The 23,449-nt window shown below is 65.7% G+C and carries 22 protein-coding genes; 6 read left to right on the top strand and 16 right to left on the bottom strand.

Annotation, left to right across the window (positions count from 1 at the left end):
* Positions 1-2: 2 nt before the first annotated feature.
* Together lolD and F3I62_RS17385 are read right to left on the bottom strand one after the other, a co-directional pair.
* Positions 3-686, bottom strand: a complete 684-nt coding sequence (gene lolD / locus F3I62_RS17390) for a lipoprotein-releasing ABC transporter ATP-binding protein LolD (RefSeq protein WP_160490901.1) — start codon at positions 684-686, stop codon at positions 3-5.
* Positions 679-1,935 (bottom strand): lipoprotein-releasing ABC transporter permease subunit, encoded by a 1,257-nt coding sequence (locus F3I62_RS17385; protein WP_160490900.1) that lies wholly within the window; start codon positions 1,933-1,935, stop codon positions 679-681. Before F3I62_RS17385 ends, lolD begins: the two co-directional genes overlap by 8 nt.
* Positions 1,936-2,029: 94 nt before the next feature.
* Here F3I62_RS17385 and F3I62_RS17380 point away from each other — a divergent pair, with 94 nt between their 5' ends.
* Genes F3I62_RS17380 through F3I62_RS17370 form a run of 3 tightly spaced genes read left to right on the top strand, consistent with a single transcriptional unit; the run spans position 2,030 to position 3,626 of the window.
* On the top strand, positions 2,030-2,605 hold the full coding sequence (locus tag F3I62_RS17380) for a PilZ domain-containing protein (RefSeq protein WP_160490899.1): 576 nt from the start codon (positions 2,030-2,032) through the stop codon (positions 2,603-2,605).
* Positions 2,602-2,910: a phosphodiesterase gene (locus F3I62_RS17375; protein ID WP_160490898.1), complete on the top strand. Its 309-nt coding sequence runs from the start codon at positions 2,602-2,604 to the stop codon at positions 2,908-2,910. Before F3I62_RS17380 ends, F3I62_RS17375 begins: the two co-directional genes overlap by 4 nt.
* Entirely contained in the window at positions 2,907-3,626 is a 720-nt protein-coding gene (locus tag F3I62_RS17370) for a glycerophosphodiester phosphodiesterase (RefSeq protein ID WP_160490897.1), read from the top strand. The genes F3I62_RS17375 and F3I62_RS17370 overlap by 4 nt, the downstream gene beginning before the upstream one ends.
* Positions 3,627-3,774: 148 nt before the next feature.
* On the opposite strand, the gene sthA is transcribed toward F3I62_RS17370, so the two are convergent.
* From sthA to F3I62_RS17325, 9 genes are all read right to left on the bottom strand, one after another.
* Positions 3,775-5,169: a Si-specific NAD(P)(+) transhydrogenase gene (gene sthA, locus F3I62_RS17365; RefSeq protein ID WP_160490896.1), complete on the bottom strand. Its 1,395-nt coding sequence runs from the start codon at positions 5,167-5,169 to the stop codon at positions 3,775-3,777.
* Positions 5,170-5,287: 118 nt separating this feature from the next.
* Complete coding sequence (gene nqrM / locus F3I62_RS17360; protein WP_160490895.1) at positions 5,288-5,515, bottom strand: (Na+)-NQR maturation NqrM; 228 nt, start codon at positions 5,513-5,515, stop codon at positions 5,288-5,290.
* The gene (locus F3I62_RS17355) at positions 5,512-6,519 is read right to left on the bottom strand and encodes an FAD:protein FMN transferase (protein WP_372240150.1); all 1,008 of its coding nucleotides are present in this window, start codon (positions 6,517-6,519) and stop codon (positions 5,512-5,514) included. The genes nqrM and F3I62_RS17355 overlap by 4 nt, the downstream gene beginning before the upstream one ends.
* A complete protein-coding gene (gene nqrF / locus F3I62_RS17350; protein WP_178122532.1) occupies positions 6,512-7,738 on the bottom strand; it encodes an NADH:ubiquinone reductase (Na(+)-transporting) subunit F in 1,227 nt (408 codons plus the stop codon). Before nqrF ends, F3I62_RS17355 begins: the two co-directional genes overlap by 8 nt.
* Positions 7,739-7,745: 7 nt before the next feature.
* Positions 7,746-8,354 carry an NADH:ubiquinone reductase (Na(+)-transporting) subunit E gene (nqrE, locus tag F3I62_RS17345; protein WP_160490893.1) on the bottom strand — a complete coding sequence of 203 codons (609 nt, stop codon included), beginning with the start codon at positions 8,352-8,354 and terminating at the stop codon, positions 7,746-7,748.
* A complete protein-coding gene (locus tag F3I62_RS17340; RefSeq protein ID WP_178122530.1) occupies positions 8,354-9,028 on the bottom strand; it encodes an NADH:ubiquinone reductase (Na(+)-transporting) subunit D in 675 nt (224 codons plus the stop codon). The genes nqrE and F3I62_RS17340 overlap by 1 nt, the downstream gene beginning before the upstream one ends.
* Complete coding sequence (locus F3I62_RS17335; RefSeq protein ID WP_160490891.1) at positions 9,025-9,810, bottom strand: Na(+)-translocating NADH-quinone reductase subunit C; 786 nt, start codon at positions 9,808-9,810, stop codon at positions 9,025-9,027. The genes F3I62_RS17340 and F3I62_RS17335 overlap by 4 nt, the downstream gene beginning before the upstream one ends.
* Positions 9,803-11,011 (bottom strand): NADH:ubiquinone reductase (Na(+)-transporting) subunit B, encoded by a 1,209-nt coding sequence (locus F3I62_RS17330; RefSeq protein WP_160490890.1) that lies wholly within the window; start codon positions 11,009-11,011, stop codon positions 9,803-9,805. The genes F3I62_RS17335 and F3I62_RS17330 overlap by 8 nt, the downstream gene beginning before the upstream one ends.
* 3 nt (positions 11,012-11,014) lie before the next feature.
* Positions 11,015-12,352, bottom strand: coding sequence for a Na(+)-translocating NADH-quinone reductase subunit A (locus tag F3I62_RS17325; RefSeq protein WP_160490889.1), 1,338 nt, complete (start codon positions 12,350-12,352; stop codon positions 11,015-11,017).
* A gap of 268 nt (positions 12,353-12,620) precedes the next feature.
* Between F3I62_RS17325 and F3I62_RS17320 the strand changes: the two genes are divergently transcribed.
* Entirely contained in the window at positions 12,621-13,178 is a 558-nt protein-coding gene (locus tag F3I62_RS17320; RefSeq protein ID WP_160490888.1) for a chalcone isomerase family protein, read from the top strand.
* Between the two features lie 188 nt (positions 13,179-13,366).
* Here F3I62_RS17320 and F3I62_RS17315 read toward each other — a convergent pair whose 3' ends face one another.
* Positions 13,367-14,833, bottom strand: a complete 1,467-nt coding sequence (locus tag F3I62_RS17315) for a glyceraldehyde-3-phosphate dehydrogenase (RefSeq protein WP_160490887.1) — start codon at positions 14,831-14,833, stop codon at positions 13,367-13,369.
* A gap of 333 nt (positions 14,834-15,166) precedes the next feature.
* Entirely contained in the window at positions 15,167-16,516 is a 1,350-nt protein-coding gene (locus F3I62_RS17310) for an amino acid permease (RefSeq protein WP_160490886.1), read from the bottom strand.
* A 149-nt stretch (positions 16,517-16,665) separates the two neighbouring features.
* On the opposite strand from F3I62_RS17310, the gene mfd reads away from it, so the two are divergent.
* A complete protein-coding gene (gene mfd / locus F3I62_RS17305; RefSeq protein WP_160490885.1) occupies positions 16,666-20,106 on the top strand; it encodes a transcription-repair coupling factor in 3,441 nt (1,146 codons plus the stop codon).
* 12 nt (positions 20,107-20,118) lie between these two features.
* A complete protein-coding gene (locus F3I62_RS17300) occupies positions 20,119-20,643 on the top strand; it encodes a CsiV family protein (protein ID WP_160490884.1) in 525 nt (174 codons plus the stop codon).
* Positions 20,644-20,767: 124 nt separating this feature from the next.
* On the opposite strand, the gene F3I62_RS17295 is transcribed toward F3I62_RS17300, so the two are convergent.
* From F3I62_RS17295 to F3I62_RS17285, 3 genes are read right to left on the bottom strand one after another with little or no spacing between them, the layout of a single operon-like run.
* Positions 20,768-20,974 carry a hypothetical protein gene (locus F3I62_RS17295; RefSeq protein WP_160490883.1) on the bottom strand — a complete coding sequence of 69 codons (207 nt, stop codon included), beginning with the start codon at positions 20,972-20,974 and terminating at the stop codon, positions 20,768-20,770.
* Between the two features lie 46 nt (positions 20,975-21,020).
* Positions 21,021-21,935 carry a response regulator gene (locus tag F3I62_RS17290; protein WP_160490882.1) on the bottom strand — a complete coding sequence of 305 codons (915 nt, stop codon included), beginning with the start codon at positions 21,933-21,935 and terminating at the stop codon, positions 21,021-21,023.
* 3 nt (positions 21,936-21,938) lie between these two features.
* Entirely contained in the window at positions 21,939-23,243 is a 1,305-nt protein-coding gene (locus F3I62_RS17285; protein WP_160490881.1) for a sensor histidine kinase, read from the bottom strand.
* Positions 23,244-23,449 lie beyond the last annotated feature (206 nt).

The raw sequence follows: 23,449 nt of genomic DNA, 5'->3' as shown, positions 1-23,449 counted from the left end.
AGTTAGGCAGCCACCAGCCGGCCTTCTTCCAGACGCAGCACCCGGTCCATCTGCTGGGCCAGCTGCAGGTCGTGGGTCACCACCAGGAAGGCGGTCTGCGACGAGACGCTGAGTTCGCGCATCAGCTCCTGGATGCCGTGGGCGGTGTGCTGGTCGAGGTTGCCGGTGGGCTCGTCGAGCAGCACCAGCGCCGGCCGGTTGACCAGGGCACGGGCGATGGCCACGCGCTGGCGCTCGCCGCCGGACAGCTCGGCCGGCTTGTGGCTCAAGCGATGGCCCAGGCCGACCCGTTCCAGCAGCGCGGTGGCGCGCTGGCGGGCCTCGGCGATCGGCGTCTTGCCGATCAGCAGCGGCATGCACACGTTCTCCAGGGCGGTGAACTCCGGCAGCAGGTGGTGGAACTGGTAGACGAAGCCCAGCGCACGGTTGCGCAACAGGCCGCGCGCCGTCTCGTTGAGGGCGGACAGCTCCTCGCCGGCCAGCCAGACGCTGCCCTGGCTCGGCGTATCCAGGCCGCCGAGCATGTTCAGCAGGGTGCTCTTGCCGGAGCCGGAGGAGCCGACGATGGCCACCCGCTCGCCGGGCAGCAGCTCCAGCGCCACGCCCGCCAGGACCTCCACCGTCTGCGGGCCTTCCTCGTAGCTCTTGCCCAGGTTGCGGCAACTCAGGACTGCCTTATCACTCATAACGCAAAGCCTCCGCGGGCTGGGTGCGCGCCGCACGCCGAGCCGGGTAAAGGGTGGCAAAGAAACTCAGGAGCAACGCCGCGGCGCACACCAGCACCACGTCCTCGACCTGCACCTGCGAAGGCAGGTAGTCGATGAAATACACCTCGGCATTGAGGAACTGGATGCCCAGCACGCCCTCCAGCCACTTGATCGCCGCGCTGACATTGAGCGCGGCGAGCACGCCCAGCACGCCGCCGACCAGGGTGCCGACCACGCCGATCACGGTGCCCTGCACCATGAAGGTCAGCATGATCTGCCGCGGCGTGGCGCCGAGGGTGCGCAGGATGGCGATATCCGCCTGCTTGTCGGTCACCACCATGACCAGGGTGGAGACGATGTTGAACGCGGCGACCGCGACGATCAGCAACAGCAGCAGGCCGATCATGGCCTTCTCCATGCGGATCGCCTGGTACAGGTTGCCGTGGGTCGCGGTCCAGTCGCGCGCATAGAAATCCTCGGCGCGCAGCGACTGGGTCAGTTCCCAGGCCACCCGCGGCGCCTCGAACAGGTCCTGCAGCTTGAGGCGGATGCCCTGCACCTCGCCCGGCTTCATGCGCAGCAGGCGCCCGGCATCCTGCACATGCACCATGGCCACATGGCCATCGATCTCGCCGGCGCCGACATGGAAGATGCCGACCACGGTGAATCGCTTCATGCGCGGGAACATACCGGCCGGGGTGACCGCCACCTCGGGGGCGACGAAGGTGACCTTGTCGCCAAGCGCCAGGCCCAGCTTCTTCGCCGCCAGATCGCCGATGGCGATGCCGAAGTCGCCCGGCTGCAGGGACTCGAGCGCGCCTTGGTCCTTGACGAAGAAATCGCCGATGATCGAGACCTTGCGCTCCTCGAGCGGGTCGATGGCGTTGATCAGGATCTTCTGTACCTGACCGTTGTTGGTCAGCAGGCCCTGCATCTGGGTGAAGGGCGCCATGGCCACGACCTGCGGATTCTCGGCCAGCCGGGCGGCGACGCGTTGCCAGTCCGGCAGCGGCTGGCTGCTCTCGAGGGTGGCATGCGGCACCATGCCCAGCACGCGGTCGCGCATCTCGCGGTCGAAGCCGTTCATCACCGACAGCACGACGATCATCACCAGCACGCCCAGGGCGAGGCCGATGATCGAGGTGAGGGAAATGAAGGAGACGAAAAGGCTACGACGCTTGGCCCGCGTGTAACGCAAGCCGATAAAGAACGGCAAGGGTCTGAACATGTATGGGGTTCGCTGGCGAAAGAAGAAACGTCCTTGTGGCGGGGCTAGGCGAGCAGCTTTACACTCAGACCACCACTGCTGCCATGGGTTCGCCATGTCGTATCGAGACGCTGATGATCGCCGCGAATACTACCGTATCGAGGATACGATCGCACTGGATTTCAGCCTGCTTTCCGGGCCGCAAGCACTGGCCAGTGACGCGCTGCACGATGCCTCGCCGCTGTTCAATCTGCTCAGCGACCTGCACCTGATGGACTTCGAGTCGCAGCACCTGCTGCGCCATATCAGCGAGCGCGACCGCACCCTGGCCAACTACCTGAAGGTGATGAACAAGCGCATCGACCTACTTGGCCAGGCCCTGGCGCAGAACCTGCTGCGCGATATCGGCGCGGCGCGCCAGGTGTCAATGTCCGAGGGCGGCATCAGCTTCAACCATGTGCAGGCGATCGAACCCGGCAGCCACCTGGCGCTGAAGATGGTGCTGATGCCGCAAGCCCTCGGCCTGCTGCTGCGGGCCAGGGTCATGCACTGCCAGGTGCGCGAGGACGGCCAGTTCGAGATCGGCACCGAGTTCGAGGCCCTGACCGATGCCCAGCGCCAGCTGCTGGCCCGACATATCCTGCAGAAGCAGGCGCAACAGCGCCGCCTGGCCCGCGAGCAGCACCGATGAGGCCACGCCTGCCGTACCTCAGCCTGCTTGCCTTCAGCCTGGCTCTGCCAGCCGCCGCCGAAACCATCGAGATCCCGCTTGGCCAGCAAGGCCAAACCGCTATCGAGCTGCCCCAGCGTGGCCAGTCGCAGCGCTCGGTGCTGGAACGCTTCGGCCTGGCCGACGAGGAACACGCCGCGGTCGGCCAGCCGCCGATCACCCGCTGGGACTACCGCGAGTTCAGCGTGTATTTCGAGTACGATCACGTGGTCAACAGCGTGCTCCACCACCAGCCCCGTTACCCCACCCCCAAGGAACAACAGTGACCCTTATCTACGGCCACCGCGGCGCCAAGGGCGAAGCGCCGGAAAACACCCTCGCCAGCTTCCAGCAATGCCTCAAACACGGTGTCACCCGCTGCGAGCTGGACCTGCACCTGTCGCGCGACGGCGAGCTGATGGTGATCCACGACACCACCCTCAAGCGCACCACCGGGCGGCGCGGCAAGGTGGTCGAGCACGAGGCCGCCGAACTGGTGGGCTACGACGCCCGCCACGGCGGCCCCGACTGGAAGACGCCCTGCCCGATCCCGACCCTGGCCAGCCTGTTCGAGCAATGCCCGTTCGAGCACTGGCAACTGGAAGTGAAAAGTGCCTCGCGGGTGCGCGCCGCCCGCATAGTCCTGGCGATCCAGTCCCTGGCCGAACGCTTCGCCATCAGCGAGCGCATCACCGTGACCAGCAGCTCGCGCGAAGTGCTGCGCGCCCTCAAGCGCCTGGCCCCGGAACTGTCGCGCGGCCTGGTCGCCGAGTACGACTGGCTCGACCCGCTGAAGGTCGCGGCCCACCACGGCTGCTCGATGCTCGCCCTGAACTGGACCCTGTGCACCCCGGAACGCCTGGCCAAGGCGCAGAAGGCCGGGCTGCACGTGTCGGTGTGGACGGTCAACGATGCCGCGCTGATGCGGCGCCTGGCGGATTTCGGCGTGGACAGCATCATCACCGACTTCCCCGGGCTGGCGGTCGATACGCTGGAGCGCTGAACTACCGAGCTGCAGCAATAAAAAACCGGCCCATGGGCCGGTTTTTTTGTGCTGCCTGGTCAGAAGCTCTCCCGGTTCGGCCAGCGCCACTCGCGGGAATCGCTGAAGGGATCCACCCCGACCGGCTCAGGCCACCGGTCGGAGCCGCTCAAAAAAGCCGGTTGAGACCGTCGAACGCCGCCACCCGATAGGCCTCGGCCATGGTCGGGTAGTTGAAGGTGGTGTTGACGAAGTACTTGATGCTGTTCGCCTCGCCCTTCTGGTTCATGATCGCCTGGCCGATGTGGACGATCTCCGAGGCCTGGTAGCCGAAGCAGTGCACGCCGAGGATTTCCAGGGTCTCGCGGTGGAACAGGATCTTCAGCATGCCCACCGGCTCGTGGGAGATCTGCGCCCGGGCCATGCCCTTGAAGAAGGCCTTGCCCACTTCGTAGGGGATCTTGGCCTGGGTCAGCTCCTTCTCGTTCTTGCCGATCGAGCTGATCTCCGGAATGGTGTAGATGCCGGTCGGCACGTCGTCGACGAAGCGCCAGGTGTCGTTCTCCACCGCGCTGCCGGCGGCCGAACGGCCCTGGTCGTAGGCGGCGCTGGCCAGGCTCGGCCAGCCGATCACGTCACCGGCGGCGAAGATATTGCTGATCTCGGTGCGGTAGGACTGATCCACCTCGATCTGCCCGCGGCCGTTGACCTTGATGCCGATGTTTTCCAGGCCCAGCTTGTCGGTGTTGCCGGTACGCCCGTTGCACCAGAGGAAGGCGTCGGCCTTGATCTTCTTGCCGGACTTGAGGTGCAGGACCACCCCGTGCTCCACCCCCTCGACGCGCTCGTACTCCTCGTTGTGGCGGATCAGCACGTTGTTGTTGCGCAGGTGGTAGCTCAGCGCATCGGAGATCTCGTCGTCGAGGAAGCTGAGCAGCTGGTCGCGGTTGTCGATCAGGTCGACCAGTACACCCAGGCCGCTGAAGATCGAGGCGTACTCGGAGCCGATCACCCCGGCGCCGTAGATGATGATCCGACGCGGCGTGTGGGTCAGGCTGAGGATGGTGTCGCTGTCGTAGATGCGCGGGTGGTGGAAGTCCACGTCGGCCGGGCGATAGGGGCGCGAGCCGGTGGCGATGACGATCTGCTTGGCCACCAGTTTTTCCACCACGCCGCTGGGGCACACCACTTCCACGGTCTGCTCGTCGGCGAAGCTGGCGGTGCCGAAGAACACGTCGATGCGATTGCGCGCGTAGTAGCCGGTGCGCGAGGCGACCTGCTTGGCGATCACCCGCTCGGCGCTCTTCAGCACGTCGGGGAAGGAGAACCAGCGCGGCTCGCCGATCTGGCGGAACAGCGGGTTGGTGTTGTACTGCATGATCTGCCGCACCGAGTGGCGCAGGGCCTTGGACGGGATGGTACCGAGGTGGGTGCAGTTGCCGCCGACCTGCGGACGGTTATCGACCACCGCCACCTTGCGCCCGGCCTTGGCCGCGTTCATTGCCGCGCCTTCACCCGCCGGGCCCGAGCCCAACACCACCACGTCGTAGTTGTAGACCGCCATGCTTACTCCTCATCACGCACCGGGCTTCGCGTCAGGAACCCGGACAGGGCTGCGGCACCCCATGGCCACAGCACTAGAATCGTCGGCATAGCTTAACCATGCCGGTTCGCGCCGCACATTAGCGCTTGGTCGCGTCGTAGGCGAGCTTTGTCTTCACTACATCCTGGTCGCGATTCACTTCCTCGCACTTCTCGCGGCTGCCGCCACAGAGCGAGCACTCCTTCTCGATGCCCAGGGCGGCGATGCCACCGCAGGAGCCGGCAATCGGCTTGCGCCCCATCAGCACGCCGACGGCCATGCCCAGCACCACCAGCAGCATGACGATGAATACCAGTAGCCAGGTCATGGTTGTGCTCCTGCGCCGAACTGGCGCTCGAAAGCCGGCGTCGCCCGGGTGACGAAACCGGTGCCTTCACGGTTGACGAAGAATGCCGCCACCCCCGCCTGTTCAGCGTAGGCGAAGCCGCGCTGCGGCCCCAGCACCATGAGCAGGGTCGACAAGCCGTCGGCGCGCATGGCCTGCGCATCGACCACGGTCACCGACGCCAGGCGATGGCTGATCGGCGCGCCGCTCTGCGGGTCGATGGTGTGCGAGTAGCGCCGGCCGTTCTGCTCGAAGTAGTTGCGGTAGTCGCCGGAGGTGGAAACCCCCAGGCCGTCCAGCGCCAGCACCCGCTGCGCCACCTGCTGGTCGTCGCGCGGTGCCTCGATGGCGATGCGCCAGGGCGAGCCATCCGGCTTGCGCCCGAGCGCCTTGAGTTCGCCGGTGACATCCAGCAGGTAGCTGCGCACGCCCAGCTCGGCCAGGCGCGCGGCGATGCGGTCCACCGTGTAGCCGGCGGCGATGCTGTTGAGGTCGAGCTGTACGGCGGCGTCCTTGCACAGCCGGGCGCCGTCGATGCGCAGGTGCCGGTGGCCGACGTTGGCCCGCGCCACGGCGATCTGCTCGGCGCTCGGCACCCGCTCGACGCGTGACTGCGCGCCGAAGCCCCACAGCTCCAGCAGCGGCTGGATGGTCAGGTCGAAGGCACCGTCGCTGTCGAGCGCCAGCTGCTCGCCGAAACGCACCAGCGCCAGCACCGGAACCGGCATGGCGCGGCAGCTGCCGGCCGGCAGGCGGTTGAACTCGGACAGATCGGAGTCGGCACGCCAGGTGGACATCTGCCGGTCCACCTCGGCCAGCAGGCCATCCACCTCGGCCTTGAGCTCGGCGGACTCGGGGACGCCCTCGCCTGCCACGTATTTCAGCGAGTAGTGGCTGCCCATGGTCGGGCCGCCGAATTCCTCGATTTTCTCGCCACAACCGGCCAGCAGCAGGCCGAGCACGGCGAACAGCAGCGTTCTAACCACCGAAATCGTCCAGCAGGATGTTCTCGCGTTCCACACCCAGGTCCAGCAGCATCTTGATCACCGCGGCATTCATCATGGGCGGGCCGCACATGTAGAACTCGCAGTCTTCCGGCGCCGGATGGTTCTTCAGGTACTGTTCGAACAGCACGTTGTGGATGAAGCCCTTGAGGCCGGTCCAGTTGTCTTCCGGCTGCGGGTCGGACAGCGCCAGGTGCCACTCGAAGTTGGAGTTTTCCGCGGCCAACTGGTCGTACTCCTCGACATAGAAGGCCTCGCGCAGCGAGCGCGCACCGTACCAGAAGCTGATCTTGCGCTTGGAACCGAGGCGCTTGAGCTGGTCGAAGATGTGCGAGCGCATCGGCGCCATGCCGGCACCACCGCCGATGAAGATCATCTCGGCATCGCTGTCCTTGGCGAAGAACTCGCCGAACGGGCCATACACGGTGACCTTGTCGCCCGGTTTGAGGCCGAACACCCAGGACGACATCTGCCCTGGCGGCAGATGATCCTTGCCCGGCGGCGGCGAGGCGATGCGGATGTTGAATTTGACGATGCCCTTCTCATCCGGGTAGTTGGCCATGGAGTAGGCGCGGATCACCGTCTCGTCGACCTTGGACACGTACTTCCATTGGTTGAACTTGTCCCAGTCACCGCGGTACTCGGGCTGGATGTCGAAGTCCTTGTAGGCCACCTCGTGCGGCGGGCACTCCAGCTGCACGTAGCCACCGGCGCGGAAGTCCACGCTCTCGCCTTCCGGCAGGCGCAGGGTCAGCTCCTTGATGAAGGTGGCGACGTTGGGGTTGGACTCCACCGTACATTCCCACTTCTTCACGCCGAAGACTTCTTCCGAGACTTCGATGTGCATGTCCTGCTTGACCGGGGTCTGGCACGACAGGCGCCAGCCGGCCTTGGCCTCGCGCTTGGTGAAATGCGACTCCTCGGTCGGCAGCATCTCGCCGCCGCCGGACTCGACGATGCACTTGCACTGGGCGCAGGTGCCGCCACCGCCACAGGCCGAGGACAGGAACACGTTATTCGCCGCCAGGGTCTGCAGCAACTTGCCGCCAGCCGGCACGGTCAGGGTGCGCTCACCGTTGATAACGATATTCACGTCGCCACTGGACACCAGCTTGGCGCGCGCCGCCAGAATGATCACCACCAGTGCCAGGACGATGGCGGTGAACATGCCGATGGCCAGAGAGATTTCAAAACCCATCAGGCGCTCCTTAGAGTTGAATGCCGCCGAAGGACATGAAGCCCAACGACATCAGACCGATGGTGATGAAGGTGATGCCCAGGCCCTGCAGGCCTTCTGGTACATCGCTGTACTTGAGCTTCTCGCGGATGCCGGCCAGCAAGGCGATGGCCAGGGCCCAGGAAATCCCCGAACCGAAGCCATAGACCACGCTCTCGCCGAGGTTGTAGTCGCGCTCGACCATGAACAGCGAGCCGGCCATGATCACGCAGTTCACCGTGATCAGCGGCAGGAACACGCCGAGGGCGTTGTAGAGCGCCGGCACGTACTTATCCAGGAGCATCTCGAGGATCTGCACGATGGCGGCGATCACCCCGATGTAACTGAGCAGGCCGAGGAAGGACAGGTCCACCTCCGGCAGGCCAGCCCAGGCCAGCGCGCCTTCCTTGAGCAGGTAGGTGTACAGCAGGTTGTTGGCCGGCACGGTGATGGCCTGTACCACCACCACGGCGATACCGAGGCCGATGGCCGTCTCGACCTTCTTGGAAATGGCGATGAAGCTGCACATGCCGAGGAAGAAGGCCAGGGCCATGTTCTCGATGAACACGGCCTTCACGAACAGGCTGAGGTAGTGTTCCATCAGTAGGCCTCCTTATCCGAGACTTGCGGCGCCATGCGCAAGGCCGGGGCTTCCTTCTGCTGCGGTTTCCAGCTGCGCAGCGCCCAGATGATCAGGCCGATCAGGAAGAACGCCGAAGGCGGCAACAACAGCAGGCCGTTGGGCTGGTACCAGCCGCCCTCGCTGACCGTGGGCAGCACGCTGTAGCCGAGCAGCTTGCCGGCACCGAACAGCTCGCGGATCACCCCGAGGATGACCAGCATGGCGCTGTAGCCCAGGCCGTTGCCAATGCCGTCACAGAACGACAGCAGCGGCGGGTTCTGCATGGCGAAGGCTTCGGCGCGGCCCATGACGATGCAGTTGGTGATGATCAGGCCGACAAACACCGACAGTTGCTTGGCCAGCGAGTAGGCGAAGGCTTTCAGCACCTGGTCCACCACTATCACCAGCGAGGCGATGATCACCATCTGCACGATCATGCGGATGCTGCTGGGGATCTGCTGGCGGATCATCGAGATGAACAGGTTGGAGAAGGCCGTCACCAGGGTCAGGGCGATCGACATCACCAGCGCGGTCTTCAGATTGGAGGTCACCGCCAACGCCGAGCAGATACCGAGGATCTGCAGGCCGATGGGGTTGTTGTGCACGATCGGGTCGAGCAGCACACTCTTGTAGGTGGGTTGCGACATGCTCATGCCTCCCCTTTCTTAATGTTGGCCAGCAGCGGACCGAAACCGTTCTCACCCAGCCAGAAATGCAGCAGGTTGTTGACGCCCTTGCTGGTCAGAGTGGCGCCCGCCAGGCCGTCGACCTGGTGTGCGGCCTTGGCCGACTGCGGATCGACGCTGCCCTTGATGATCTCCACGGCAAGCGCGCCCTGCTCATCGAACAGGGTCTTGCCGGACCACAGTGCCTTCCATTTCGGATTGTCCACCTCGCCGCCCAGGCCCGGGGTCTCGCCGTGCTGGTAGAAGCCGAAGCCGACCACGGTATTCAGGTCGCCCTTGATGGCGATGAAACCGTACAAGGTCGACCACAGGCCGTAGCCGCGCACCGGCAGGATCAGGGTATCGAGCTGGCCATCGGTTTCCACCAGATACACGGTGGAAAGCCGCTCGCGGCGCTTGATCGAGGCGATGTCCTGGCTGCCAGTCAGCGCATCGGACAGCGCCGGGTCCTTGGCCGCCTTGAGCGGGTCGAAGCCGGCGGCATCCTGGGCATCGCTGAAGGCTCCCTTCTCCAGATCCACCACGCGAGCCTTGATCCGTTCGGCATACAGCGCCTTGATCGCCTTGGCCGACATGCCATCCTGTCCCAGACCGGCGATGGCCAGGATGCTGCGCTGCTTGTCCAGCTCGCGGTTCTCCACCTGGGTCGGTTTCAGCGCCACGGCCGCACCGGCGACGAACACCGAGCAGACCAGGCACACCAGCAGCGCCACGGTCAGCGTGCGCGCAGTAGATTCTTGCTTAGCCACGAGCCAGCCTCCGCTTGATATTGGCCTGCACGACGAAATGGTCGATCAGCGGCGCACAGAGGTTGGCGAACAGAATCGCCAGCATCATGCCCTCCGGATAGGCCGGGTTGACCACGCGGATCAGCACCACCATCACCCCGATCAGCGCACCGAACAACCACTTGCCGGTGTTGGTCATGGCTGCCGACACCGGGTCGGTGGCCATGAAGATCATGCCGAAGGCGAAGCCGCCGACCACCAGGTGCCAGTGCCAGGGCATGGCGAACATCGGATTGCTGTCCGAGCCGATGGCGTTGAACAGAGTGCTCATGGCGATCATGCCGAGCATCACGCCGGTGACGATGCGCCAGGAGGCAATCTTGCTCAGCAACAGGAAGGCCCCGCCGATGAAGATGGCCAGAGTGCTGGTCTCGCCCATGGAGCCCTGTTCCAGGCCGACGAAGGCATTCCACCAGGTCAGGCCATTGGCGGCGACCTGCTCAATGCCGCCGGCCGCGGCCACCGACAGGGCGGTGGCGCCGGCATAGCCGTCCACCGAGGTCCACACCGCATCACCGGACATCTGCGCCGGGTAAGCGAAGAACAGGAAGGCACGTCCGACCAGGGCCGGGTTGAGGAAGTTCTTGCCGGTACCGCCGAACACTTCCTTGCCGATCACCACGCCGAAGCTGATACCCAGGGCCACCTGCCACAGCGGGATGTCCGGCGGCAGGGTCAGGGCGAACAGCACCGAGGTGACGAAGAAGCCCTCGTTGACCTCGTGGCGACGGATGGAGGCGAACAGCACTTCCCAGAAACCGCCGACGATGAAGGTGGTCAGGTATACCGGCAGGAAGAAGGCCGCACCCTGGATAAAGTTGTCCCACAGGCTGTTCGGGTCGAAGCCCGCCAGCGCGCCGACCAGGCCGAAGCGCCAGCCGTCCTGGGCCGCCAGCAGCTCGGCGTTGCCGGCGAAGAGGCTGTTGGCCTGGTAGCCGATGTTCCACATGCCGAACAGCATGGCCGGCAGGGTGCAGAACCACACCGTCATCATCATGCGCTTGAGGTCGATGCCGTCGCGCACGTGGGCGGTGGTCTTGGTCACGCTGCCCGGACGGTAGAAGAAGGTGTCGACGGCTTCGTACAGCGCATACCACTTCTCGAAGCGGCCTCCCTGTTCGAAGTTGTGCTCGATCTTGTCGAGGAATTTACGCAAGGACATGGATCAGCCCTCCTTCTCGATGCGAGTCAGGTTGTCCCGCAGGATCGGGCCGTATTCGTACTTGCCGGCGCAGACATAGGTGCACAGGGCCAGGTCTTCCTCGTCCAGCTCCAGGCAGCCGAGCTTCTGCGCCATTTCGGTGTCGCCGACGATCAGGTAGCGCAGGAGCTGGGTGGGCAGGATATCCAGCGGCATCACCGCCTCGTAGTTGCCCACCGGCACCATGGCGCGCGGGCTGCCATTGGTGCTGGTGTCGAAGGCGAAGCGCTTGGCCGCCAGCAGCTTGGAGACGAAGATGTTCAGCACCGAGTGCTTGTTCACCCCGGCGCGCAGGTAATGCAGCAGCTCGCGCTCGCGGCCCTCGTGCAGGCAGGACACCTGCACGTGGTAGCGACCGAGGAAGGCGAAGGCGCCACGGGCGGTACGGCCACCCAGCACCGAGCCGGAAATCACCCGATTGTGGCCGGGCTGCAGCTCGCCGGCGCTCAGCTCGTCCAGGTTGGCCCCCAGGCGGGTACGCAGCAGGCGCGGCTGGCCCACCACCGGACCGCCAAGAGCCACCACGCGCTCGACATTCAATCGACCGCTGGTGAATAACGCGCCAACGGCGATCACGTCCTGGTAGCCGATCTGCCACACGCTCTTGCTGGCGCTGACCGGATCGAGGAAATGCATATGGGTGCCCGGCAGACCGGCCGGATGCGGCCCGGCGAAGCCTTCGACCTGCACCCCGGCCAGGCTCTCGCCCGGCAGGCTGACGCCGGCGGCCTTGCACAGGAACACCTTGGCCAGGCGCGCCAGCACCTTGAGGCCGTTCTCGAAATCGCTCGCACGCTCGGCGATCACCAGGACCGGATCGGCGGCCAGCGGATGAGTGTCGATGGCGGTGACGAAGATCGAGCCGGGCACGGCATCGATGGCCGGCACTTTGCTGAACGGACGGCTGCGCAGCGCGGTCCACAGGCCGGACTGCTGCAGGTTGTCCCGTACCGCCTGGGGTTCCAGGCCAGCCAGCTGGCCGGCCTCGTAGCGGGCAAACTCGATGGCCTCATCGCCATCCAGGTCGACCACCACCGACTGCAGGACCCGCTGTTCGCCGCGGTGGATGGCGCTGACCACGCCGGCTCCCGGTGCGGTGAAATGCACGCCCGGGTTCTTCTTGTCGGAAAACAGCAACTGGCCGAGCTTGACCCGCTCGCCCAGCTGCACCGCCATGGTCGGCTTCATGCCGTGATAATCGCAGCCCAGCACGGCCACGCTGCGTACCGCACGAGCGGCCTCGATGCGCTGCTCGGGGGCGCCGCTGATCGGCAGATCCAGCCCGGATTTAATCTTGATCATTGGGTGATCCAAACACTGAAACCAGTGTTTCCACAGAGTCGGGATACAGCCGGAAAGCCTAAATGAACACCAGGCAGCCGCTCGACAGCGGACGCCAAACGCCAGGTTCCGGGGTGAAAAGACTTGGGATTATAAGAACATAAGACGCAACTGCCCACCCGGCAGTGCCAATCCAGACCGCGCAGTCGTAACAACAGGCAACAGCGGACAGCTTGACGCCGGCCTCAACTCTGGCAAAAAAGACTCATTACCTCGACGAGTCATTGCCATGCGCCGACTGCTGCTCACCCTCCTGCTGCTGACCAGCGGACCACTGCAGGCCAACAGCGAGCGCCTCGATCAGGCCGCCTTCAGCGCAAGCCACCAGCAGGCCGGCTTCACCCTGGTGCGCAAGAACCAGGCCCTGCTCACCTACCTGTGGGCCGATGTGTATGCCGCGGCCTTTTATACCGAAGCCGCGACCAGCCCCTCTCGCGCCGCCAGCCAGCCGGCCAGGCAGCGCCTGGAACTGTATTACTACCGCGACATCGCCAAGGAAGATGTGATCAAGGCCGCCTGGGTGACCCTGGAACGCCAGCACGGTGCCGCCCAACTGGCAAAACTGAAACACGAGCTGGACGCCCTGCACGCCACCTTCCGCGACATCCAGCCTGGCGACCGCTACGCCCTGAACTACAGCCCCGACGCCGGCCTGACCCTGGAGCGCAACGGTAGCGAGGTCTTTCGCAGCCACAACACCGAACTGGCCCGCGCCTACCTGGGCATCTGGCTGGCGCCCGAAGGCCTGTCGGACAGTTTGCGCGAACAGCTCTTGGCAGATCGCTGAAACGCAAAACGGGAGCCTAGGCTCCCGTTTTGATGATATTGGCACGAAGAAACTGATTAGGAGCTTGCGAGCTAGAGTCAAGCAAGGCGAAATCGGGCGAGGGCGCGGAGTTTACGAGCTGTAAATGAGCAGCCCGAGCCCGATTTCAACGCAGCATGACCGACGCGCAGCTGCTTCTATTCGGTTTCTTAGCGCGGGAAGGCTGGCGGGTTGACCCCGGCCATCTCTTCCATCACGCGCACCACCTGGCAGCTGTAGCCGAACTCGTTGTCGTACCACACGTACAGCACGACGCGGTTGTCGTTGACGATGGTGGCTTCGGCATCGACCACACCGGCATGGCGCGAGCCGACGAAGTCGGTGGAGACCACTTCCTGCGACTGGACGAAGTCGATCTGCTTCTGCAGATCCGAATGCATGGCCATCTGGCGCAGGTATTCGTTGATCTCTTCGCGGCTGGTGGCCTTCTCCAGGTTCAGGTTGAGGATGGCCATCGACACGTTCGGCGTCGGTACGCGAATGGCGTTGCCGGTCAGCTTGCCTTTCAGTACCGGCAGCGCCTTGGCGGCGGCAGTGGCGGCACCGGTCTCGGTGATCACCATGTTCAGCGGCGCGCTGCGACCACGGCGATCGCCCTTGTGGAAGTTGTCGATCAGGTTCTGGTCGTTGGTGTACGAGTGCACGGTTTCGACATGGCCGTTGACGATGCCGTACTGGTCATTCACCGCCTTGAGCACCGGCACGATGGCGTTGGTGGTGCAGGAAGCAGCCGAGATGATCTTGTCGTCGGCGGTGATTTCGCCATGGTTGATGCCATGCACGATGTTCTTCAGCGCGCCCTTGCCCGGTGCGGTCAGCACCACGCGGTCGACACCCGGGCAGGCCAGGTGCTGGCCCAGGCCCTCGGCGTCACGCCAGACGCCGGTGTTATCGACCAGCAGGGCGTTCTTGATGCCGTACTGGGTGTAGTCGACTTCAGTCGGCGACTTGGCGTAGATCACCTGGATCAGGTTGCCGTTGGCGGTCAGGGTATTGTTGGCTTCATCGATGGTGATGGTGCCGTTGAACTTGCCGTGTACCGAGTCGCGACGCAGCAGGCTGGCGCGCTTGACCAGGTCGTTGGTCGCACCCTTGCGCACGACGATGGCGCGCAGACGCAGGCCGTCGCCACCACCGGTCTTCTCGATCAGGATGCGCGCCAGCAGGCGGCCGATGCGACCGAAGCCGTACAGCACCACGTCGGTGCCTTCGCGGCCGGAACCGTTCTGCTTGCCGACCACATCGCTCAGCTCGTCCTTGACGAACTGCTCGACGCTACGACCGGCGCCTTCGGCCTTGAACTTGCTGGCCATCTTGCCCAGGTCCACGGAAGCGGCGCCCAGCTTGAGCTCGCCCATGGCCTTGAGGATCGGGAAGGTATCGTGCACCGACAGTTCGCTGTCGCCAGCCAGGCGGTGACGGGCGAAGCGGTGAGCTTTGAGAATGTCGATCACCGAACGATTGATCAGACCACGGCCGTAGATCGAGGTCACCACACTGTTGTTGCGGTAGAGCTGGCCAATCATCGGAATCATCGCTTCTGCGAGGGCTTCGCGATCAATCCACTCACCGAGACACTGGTCGGGCTTCTGAGTCACGGGCAATACCTTCCACATGTAGGGGCTGAAAAAAGGGGCTACATTATGACGGCGCACGCGCGCCTGAGCAATGCGCACCTGTCGCCGCAGCGCGGCACAGCATCCCTGGGCCGGTTAATGGCAACTGCGCTCCCGGTTACGCGCTGCAAGGGCGATAAAGCGCAGGCTGGGTTGAGGAGCACCGCGACGAAGCCCAGCGAGCATGCCCGGCCTGCTGGGCAGACCAGGCTCGACGCCAACCGCCCCATGCGCGCCGCGAAATACGGGGCGGGGCCGGCGCCAGATGCGCCGCGCAGGGGCGGGTAAAAACTCACAGGGCCGGCAGCTGCAGCGCCGGCACCGGGCATCGGTTCAAGCGGATGCCCTGCGCCGGTCGGCGCGGTCGTTGCGCCACTTGATCCAGACATGCACCGGTATGCCGGCAAGCAGCAACAGGGTGCCCAGATAGACCGTCTCGGCACCGGCACCGTAGATGGCCCAGCCGCTGTAGAGAAAACCCAGCCCACCGAGCAGGCTGACCTTGAGCAGGGCGGCCCCCTGCAGCCCCTCCTTGCCCTTGAGACGAATCATCAATTCGGCAAGTGCACAGAAGGCGTAAGGCACCAGGCTGGCCATGACGGCCAGCAGGATGATCGCGTTGAACGCACCGACCAGGCCGTGGGCGAAGTTCATCACCACCAGGATCGAGGCCAGCAGGTTGGAAAACACCAGCGCATTGGCCGGCGTACCGAAGCGCGACAAACGCCCCAGGCTGCGCGGAAACACCCGGTCCAGTGCAGCGCCATACGGCACCTGGCCGGTCAGCAGAGTAAAGCCGTTGAGGGTACCGAAGGTGGCGATCACCGCCCCGACAGCCACCAGCACGCCGCCGAGCTCACCCCACATCGAGCGCGCCACATCGGCCAGCGGTGCGCTGGAGGCCGCCAGCTGATCGGCTGGCAGCACCCCCATGGCCACCGCCGACACGGCCATGTACACACTGGCCGCCAGCAGCACGCCGAACAGGGTGGCACGCGGGATGGTTTTCGCCGGCTCGACGACCTCGCCGGCCGGTACCGTGGCCGACTCCAGGCCGAGGAAGGCCCACAGCGTCACCGCCGCCGCGGCGGAAATCGCCGCCAGGTCGGACTGATCGCTGTGATTGAGCACGGCGAAGTGAGCGGGCTCCACCCACCACCAGCCCAGCACGCCGATCAGCAGCAGCGGCACCAGCTTGAGTACAGTGGTCAGCACCTGCACCGCCCCCGCCTCTTTCACCCCACGCACGTTGATCAGCGTCAGCACCCAGATGGCCACCAAAGCCGTCAACAGGCTGTAGGCCGAAGAATCGCCGATCGCCGGGAACAGGTAGCCGACATAGCCGGCCAGCGCCACCGCCACCGCGGCGTTTCCGGTCCAGAGGGTGATCCAGTAGCCCCAGGCAATCAGGAACCCGGCGAACTCGCCATAGCCCGCCTCGGTATAGGCATAGGGGCCACCCGTCTTGTGCACCAGTTGCGACAGCCGACCGAACAGGATCGCCAGCACCAGCGCGCCGCAAGAGGTCAGCAGCCAGCCGCCAAGGGAGATGGGGCCGTAGGGCGCCAGCGAGGCCGGCAGCAGAAAAATCCCCGAGCCGATCATGTTGCCCACCACCAAGGCGGTGCAGGCCATCAGGCCAAGCCCCCTGGAGGAAGAAGCAGACGACTGCTGTACAACCATGGACGCACTCCTTGAGTCGGTTGGCTGCAGTGTAGGCCGGCCCACACAGGGTAATGCAACCGTGCAAGCGCACAGCCGTTCGGCTGGCTCGCCGGCCACCCTGCACTTGGTTACAATCGCGACCCTGTTCCCCAGCCGTAGTGCCACCCGTGTCCGTACTGCACCTGCCGAAACTACCCGCCGCCAGCGGCAAGCAGCACTGGGGCAACCTGCCCGGGGCCGCGCTGAGCCTGGCGATTGCCGAAGCCGCCAGCGCCGCCAAGCGCTTCACCCTGCTGCTGACCGCCGACAGCCAGAGCGCCGAGCGCCTGCAGGAGGAGCTGGCGTTTTTTGCCCCGCAATTGCCAGTGCTGCACTTTCCCGACTGGGAAACCCTGCCCTACGACCTGTTTTCGCCGCACCAGGACATCATCTCCCAGCGCATCGCCGCGCTGTATCGCCTGCCACAGCTCAAGCACGGCGTGCTGGTGGTGCCGATCAGCACCGCCCTGCACCGCCTGGCGCCGACCCGCTTCCTGCTCGGCTCCGGGCTGGTGCTGGACGTCGGCCAGAAGCTGGATGTCGACGAGATGCGCGCGCGCCTGGAAGCCGCCGGCTACCGCTGCGTCGACACGGTCTATGAACATGGCGAATTCGCCGTGCGCGGTGCGTTGATCGACCTGTTCCCGATGGGCAGCGAGACGCCGTTCCGCATCGACCTGTTCGATGACGAGATCGAGACCCTGCGCACCTTCGACCCGGAAACCCAGCGCTCGGTGGACAAGGTCGAGTCGATCCGCCTGCTGCCGGCCCGCGAGTTCCCGCTGGACAAGAAATCCGTCACCGACTTTCGCGGCCGCTTCCGCGAGCGTTTCGACGTGGATTTCCGCCGCTGCCCGATCTACCAAGACCTCTCCACCGGCATCACTCCGGCCGGTATCGAGTACTACCTGCCGCTGTTCTTCGAGGACAGCGCCACCCTGTTCGACTACCTGCCGGCCGACACCCAGGTATTTTCCCTGCCGGGCATCGAGAAGGCCGCCGAACACTTCTGGAGCGACGCCCGCAGCCGCTATGAAGAGCGCAAGGTCGACCCCGAGCGCCCGCTGCTGCCGCCGGTCGACCTGTTCCTGCCGGTGGAGGACTGCTTCGCCCGCCTGAAGAGCTGGCCACGGGTGGTGGTCGACCAGGCCGACATCGAAACCGGCGTCGGCCGCGAACGCTTCGACGCCCGCGCCCTGCCCGACCTGGCGATCCAGGCCAAGGCCAGCGAGCCGCTGGCGGCGCTGCGCCGCTTCATCGAGGAATACCCGGGCCGCGTGCTGTTCTGCGCCGAATCCGCCGGCCGGCGCGAAGTGCTGCTGGAGCTGCTCGCCCGCCTCAAGCTGAAGCCCGTTGAGGTCGGCGGCTGGCCGGAGTTCGCCGAGAGTAAATCGCGCCTGGGCATCTGCATCGCGCCGCTGGACGAGGGCCTGCTGCTCGACGAGATCGCCCTGATCGCCGAAAGCCCGCTGTTCGGCCAGCGCGTCATGCAGCGCCGCCGCCGCGAGAAGTCGCGCGATGGCGGCGACAACGTGATCAAGAACCTCACCGAGCTGCGCGAAGGCTCACCGGTGGTGCATATCGACCACGGCGTGGGCCGCTACCTGGGCCTGATCACCCTGGAAATCGACGGCCAGGCCGCCGAATTCCTCGCCCTGATGTACGCCGAGGAAGCCAAGCTGTACGTGCCGGTGGCCAGCCTGCACCTGATCGCCCGCTACACCGGCAGCGACGACGCCCTCGCCCCGCTGCACCGGCTCGGCTCGGAAACCTGGCAGAAGGCCAAGCGCAAGGCCGCCGAACAGGTGCGCGATGTCGCCGCCGAGCTGCTCGACATCTACGCCCGCCGCGCCGCCCGCGAAGGCCATGCGTTCAAGGACCCGGCCGCCGACTACGCCACCTTCAGCGCCGGTTTCCCCTTCGAGGAAACCCCGGACCAGCAGACCGCCATCGAAGCGGTGCTGGCCGACATGCTCGCGCCCAAGCCGATGGATCGCCTGGTCTGCGGCGATGTCGGCTTCGGCAAGACCGAAGTGGCCATGCGCGCGGCCTTCATCGCCGTGCACAGCGGTCGCCAGGTGGCGGTACTGGTGCCCACCACCCTGCTCGCCCAGCAGCACTACAACAGCTTCCGCGACCGCTTCGCCGACTGGCCGGTGACGGTCGAGGTGATGAGCCGCTTCAAGTCGGCCAAGGAAGTCAACGAAGCCGTGGCCAAGCTGGCCGAAGGCAAGATCGACATCGTCATCGGCACCCACAAGCTGCTGCAGGACGATGTGCGCTTCAAGGACCTCGGCCTGTGCATCATCGACGAGGAACACCGCTTCGGCGTGCGCCAGAAGGAGCAGCTCAAGGCCCTGCGCAGTGAGGTCGATATCCTCACGCTCACGGCGACCCCTATCCCGAGAACGCTGAACATGGCGGTGTCGGGCATGCGCGACCTGTCGATCATCGCCACCCCGCCGGCACGCCGCCTGTCGGTACGCACCTTCGTCATGGAGCAGAACAACCCGACGATCAAGGAAGCCCTGCTCCGTGAACTGCTGCGTGGCGGCCAGGTGTACTACCTGCACAACGATGTGAAAACCATCGAGAAGTGCGCCGCCGACCTGGCCGAGCTGGTGCCGGAGGCACGCATCGGCATCGGCCACGGGCAGATGCGCGAGCGCGAGCTGGAACAGGTGATGAGCGACTTCTACCACAAGCGCTTCAACGTGCTGATCGCCTCGACCATCATCGAGACCGGCATCGACGTGCCCAGCGCCAACACCATCATCATCGAGCGCGCCGACAAGTTCGGCCTGGCCCAGCTGCACCAGCTGCGCGGCCGCGTCGGCCGCAGCCACCACCAGGCCTACGCCTACCTGCTGACCCCGCCGCGCAAGCAGATGACCGAAGACGCACAAAAGCGCCTGGAGGCCATCAGCAACGCCCAGGACCTCGGCGCCGGCTTCGTCCTGGCCACCCACGACCTGGAAATCCGCGGCGCCGGCGAACTGCTCGGCGACGGCCAGAGCGGGCAGATCCAGGCGGTGGGCTTCACCCTGTACATGGAAATGCTCGAACGCGCAGTCAAAGCCATCCGCAAGGGCGAGCAGCCCAACCTCGACCAGCCGCTCGGTGGCGGCCCGGAGATCAACCTGCGGGTGCCGGCGCTGATTCCCGAGGACTACCTGCCGGACGTGCATGCCCGCCTGATCCTCTACAAGCGCATCGCCAACGCCGCCGACGAGGATGGCTTGAAGGAACTGCAGGTGGAGATGATCGACCGCTTCGGCCTGTTGCCGGAGCCGACCAAGAACCTGGTGCGCATCACCCTGCTCAAGCTGCAGGCGGAAAAGCTCGGGATCAGGAAGATCGACGCCGGCCCGCAAGGCGGACGCATCGAGTTCGCCGCCACCACCTGCGTCGACCCGCTGACCCTGATCAAGCTGATCCAGAGCCAGCCCAAGCGCTACAAGTTCGAAGGCGCAACGATGTTCAAGTTCCAGGTGCCGATGGAGCGCCCGGAAGAACGTTTCAACACCCTCGAGGCCCTGCTCGAGCGTCTACTCTCGCAATCTGTTTAAAGGACTGACCCCATGCGCGCGTTCCGCCACTTCACCCTGCTGCTCTGCCTGCTGGCACCGTCGGCCTTCGCCGATGCGCTGTACCAGATCGAGGTCATCGTGTTCCGCCAGGCCGGCCAACCGGTGGTGGCCAGCCAGCCGGCGCCGGACGACTGGGCCCTGGGCGCCCAGCCGATCAGCGCCAGCGAGCGCCCGGTGGCGCTGACCGAAGTGGCCGACAAGCTCAACCCCGGCAGTGGTTACCAGGTGTTGCTGCACAAGGGCTGGACCCAGAGCCTGGGCGCGGTGCCGAGCAAGGCGGCGCTGAGCATCGGCAACGAACAGTTCGGCCACTACCCGGTGGAAGGCGCCATCGGCCTCACCCTGCTGGAGCGCCTGGTCGATATCGACGCCAATATCTGGGTCAACCAGTTCGACGCCGACGGCCTGCTCACCGGCAGCGAGCACATGAAGCAGCGCACTCGCCTGAAGAATGGCGAACTGACCTACCTGGACCACGGCAGCCTGGGCATGCTGGTGAAGATCCAGCCGCTCTGAGAACCTGACCACGCTTTCTCGCGGGGTGCGCCAGCGCGGAAATCGACAGGTTGCCGCGACTGGGAAAGATCCTGAACCACCCTGCTAAGCCCCGCCATGCGGGGCTTTTTCATGCGCGGCCGAACTACGAGAGAGCCGCGGCCGGCTGCTCGAGCGGCGGCGCCAGGCGGCCATCGGCGTCCCGCAGCGGCAGACGATGCGGGGCCGCCAGGCGCTGGCGCAGGCGCTCGACGAAGCGCTCGGCCTCTTCGCGCGAAGAGAAAGGCACGGCGCAGCGATCCAACTCGACCAGCCAGCCGCGCTCGGCGCGCGGGTTCAGGCGAATGTCCATCCGAATACTCCTTATCAATGAACCGAGGGCTCGGGCTGGCCGTGGCTCAGGCGCTGAGCCGTTCGCGCAGGCGGCCGAGCATGCCCAGCAGGCTGCCGACCCGCTCGCGTTCGGGCTGTTCGCGCGGCACCTCGGCCAGGCGAGTGACCACCTGCTGCGGCTGCGCACGGTAGATCAGCGCCTGCTCGGCCGCGGCGCGCAGGCCCTTGTCGAACAGGCCACGACGGATTGGCTTGGGCAGGTAGCGGAAGATCTGCGCCTCGTTGATCAGCTTGAGCAGCGCCTGGGTATCGCAGAACGGTGTCACCACCAGGCTGAGCAGCTGCGGGTGGGCCTGGGCCAGGCTCTTGAGCAGCGGCGCGGTGTCCTCGCCGGCCAGGCGCAGGTCGCTGACCAGCAGGTCGACCCGCTCGCCATTGAGCACCCGCAGCGCCTCGCCCAGGCTGGCCGCCCGCAGCAGGCGATGGCCGCCGGTCATGCAGAAGGCGCCCACGCAGTCGAAGGTTTCCTCGTCGTCATCCAGCAGCAGCAGGTTCAACGCCTGCGGCACGGCCGGCAATGTGCCAGGCGCCGGCAGCTGCTGCTGGCTGAGGGCGATCTGCGCCGCCTGGCGCAGGGTGAAGGCCATCTCCTGCGGGTCCCAGGGCTTGGTCAGGTAGCGGAAGATGCCGCCGCCGTTCAAGGCCTCGATCGCCGCCTCCAGGTCGGAATAGCCAGTCAGCAGGATGCGCATGGCGTCCGGCTGCAGCTCGCGGGCCTGGGCCAGCAGCTCGGCGCCGCTCATCTGCGGCATGCGCTGGTCGCTGACGATCACCTGCACCGGCTCGTGGCGCAGGCGTTCCAGGGCGCGCCGCGGGTCGCTCTCGGTGAGCACCTGGTAGTCGCGGCGAAACTGCAGGGCGAGGCTGCGCAGGATGCGCTCCTCGTCGTCGACGAACAGGATGCGGATCGGTTGGCTCATGCGTCAGGCGCTCCGTTGCAGGGCGGCAGCCTGGCCGTGCGGCAGGCTGATGAGGAAGCGCGTGCCGCGCCCCGGTTCAGACACCACGCGGATGCTGCCGCCGTGGTCCTGGATGATCTTGAAACTGATCGACAGGCCCAGGCCGGTGCCCTGGCCCACCGGCTTGGTGGTGAAGAACGGGTCGAAGATGCGCTTGAGCACCTCCGGCGGCATGCCGCGGCCGTTGTCCTGCACGGAGATCAGCACCTGCCGGGCGTCCGCCCAGCTCTTCAGCTGGATGCGGCCGAAGCCGTCCATGGCCTGGGCCGCGTTGTTCAGCAGGTTGAGCAGCACCTGGTTGATCTGCGAGGGCGCGCAGGCGATGCGCGGCAGCTCGCCGAGCTGCTGCTGCACCTCGGCCTTGTCCTTGATGTTGTTGCGAGCGATCAGCAGGGCGCTGCGGATGCAGTCGTTGAGATCGACCTCCTCGCTCATGGCGCGATCCAGGCGGGCGAAGTCCTTGAGGCCGACCACCAGTTCGCCGATCTGCTGCAGGCCGTAAGTGGTGTCGTCGAACAGTTGCGTCAGGTCGTCGCCCAGCAGCTCGGGGGCCGCCAGTTCGCGGGCCTGGGCAGCGCCGGCGAAGGCCTGTGCCAGGTCGGCTGCGCTGCAGGCCGGATCAGCCAGGCAGTCGCCCAGCCGGGCCTGGGCCTCGGCCAATTCGAGCAACGGCAGGGTCAGCTCGCGCAGCAGCTGCAGGTTGTTCGTCACATAGCCCAGTGGGGTGTTCAGCTCGTGGGCCACCCCGGCGACCATCTGCCCCAGCGAGGCCATCTTCTCCGACTGCACCAGCTGCGCCTGGGACTCCTTGAGCTCGACCAGCGCCTTGCGCAGCACCAGATTGCGCTGGGTCACCCGGTTTTCCATGGCCTTGAGCAGGTCGAGCACGGTGCCCAGGCCGCGATACAGGCCGTGTTCGTCGACCAGGATGAAGTCGTCGCGGATCGGCGACTGCAGCTGCGCGGTGATCTGCCGCGCCGCCTCCTCCAGGCTGGTGTGCTGGCTGACCACCAGCGGCGCCGGATTCATCACCTCGCTTACCGGCTTGCGCCCCCACAGGTCGCGGCCGAAGCGCTGCATGAAGATGTCCTGCAGGGTCGAGCGGCTGACCAGGCCCAGGGGCCGGCCGTACTCATCCACCACCGGCAGCGAGAGGAAGGCCTGGTGCTCGGGGCGCAACAACTGGTCGGCCACGTCGCTGATGCTGAGCGTGGCGAGCAAGGGCGAAATCGGCCGCAGCAAATGGGTCAGGGCGGGAACAACATCCATGAAACGAATCCCGAACAGTGCGAATGGCCGGCATTGAAGCAGCACCAGGTTGCCGTTGTGTGACAGGCGTCACGTCTAAACCGCTGCCTGCGCCTGTGCCGAAACGATTCGCCGGCCGCGCGCCGCGCACCAATCTGCAGCAGCCAGATCACGCCTGCGCCATGCAAGGCGCCGGCTGGCGCGGCTTGCGCCAACCTGGCACAGGC

Origin of the sequence: Pseudomonas sp. R-28-1W-6 (assembly GCF_009799925.1) — a bacterium.
Taxonomy (GTDB): domain Bacteria; phylum Pseudomonadota; class Gammaproteobacteria; order Pseudomonadales; family Pseudomonadaceae; genus Aquipseudomonas.
The sequence above is the reverse complement of the archived record's forward strand: the minus strand, read 5'-3'. Positions and strand labels throughout refer to the sequence as shown.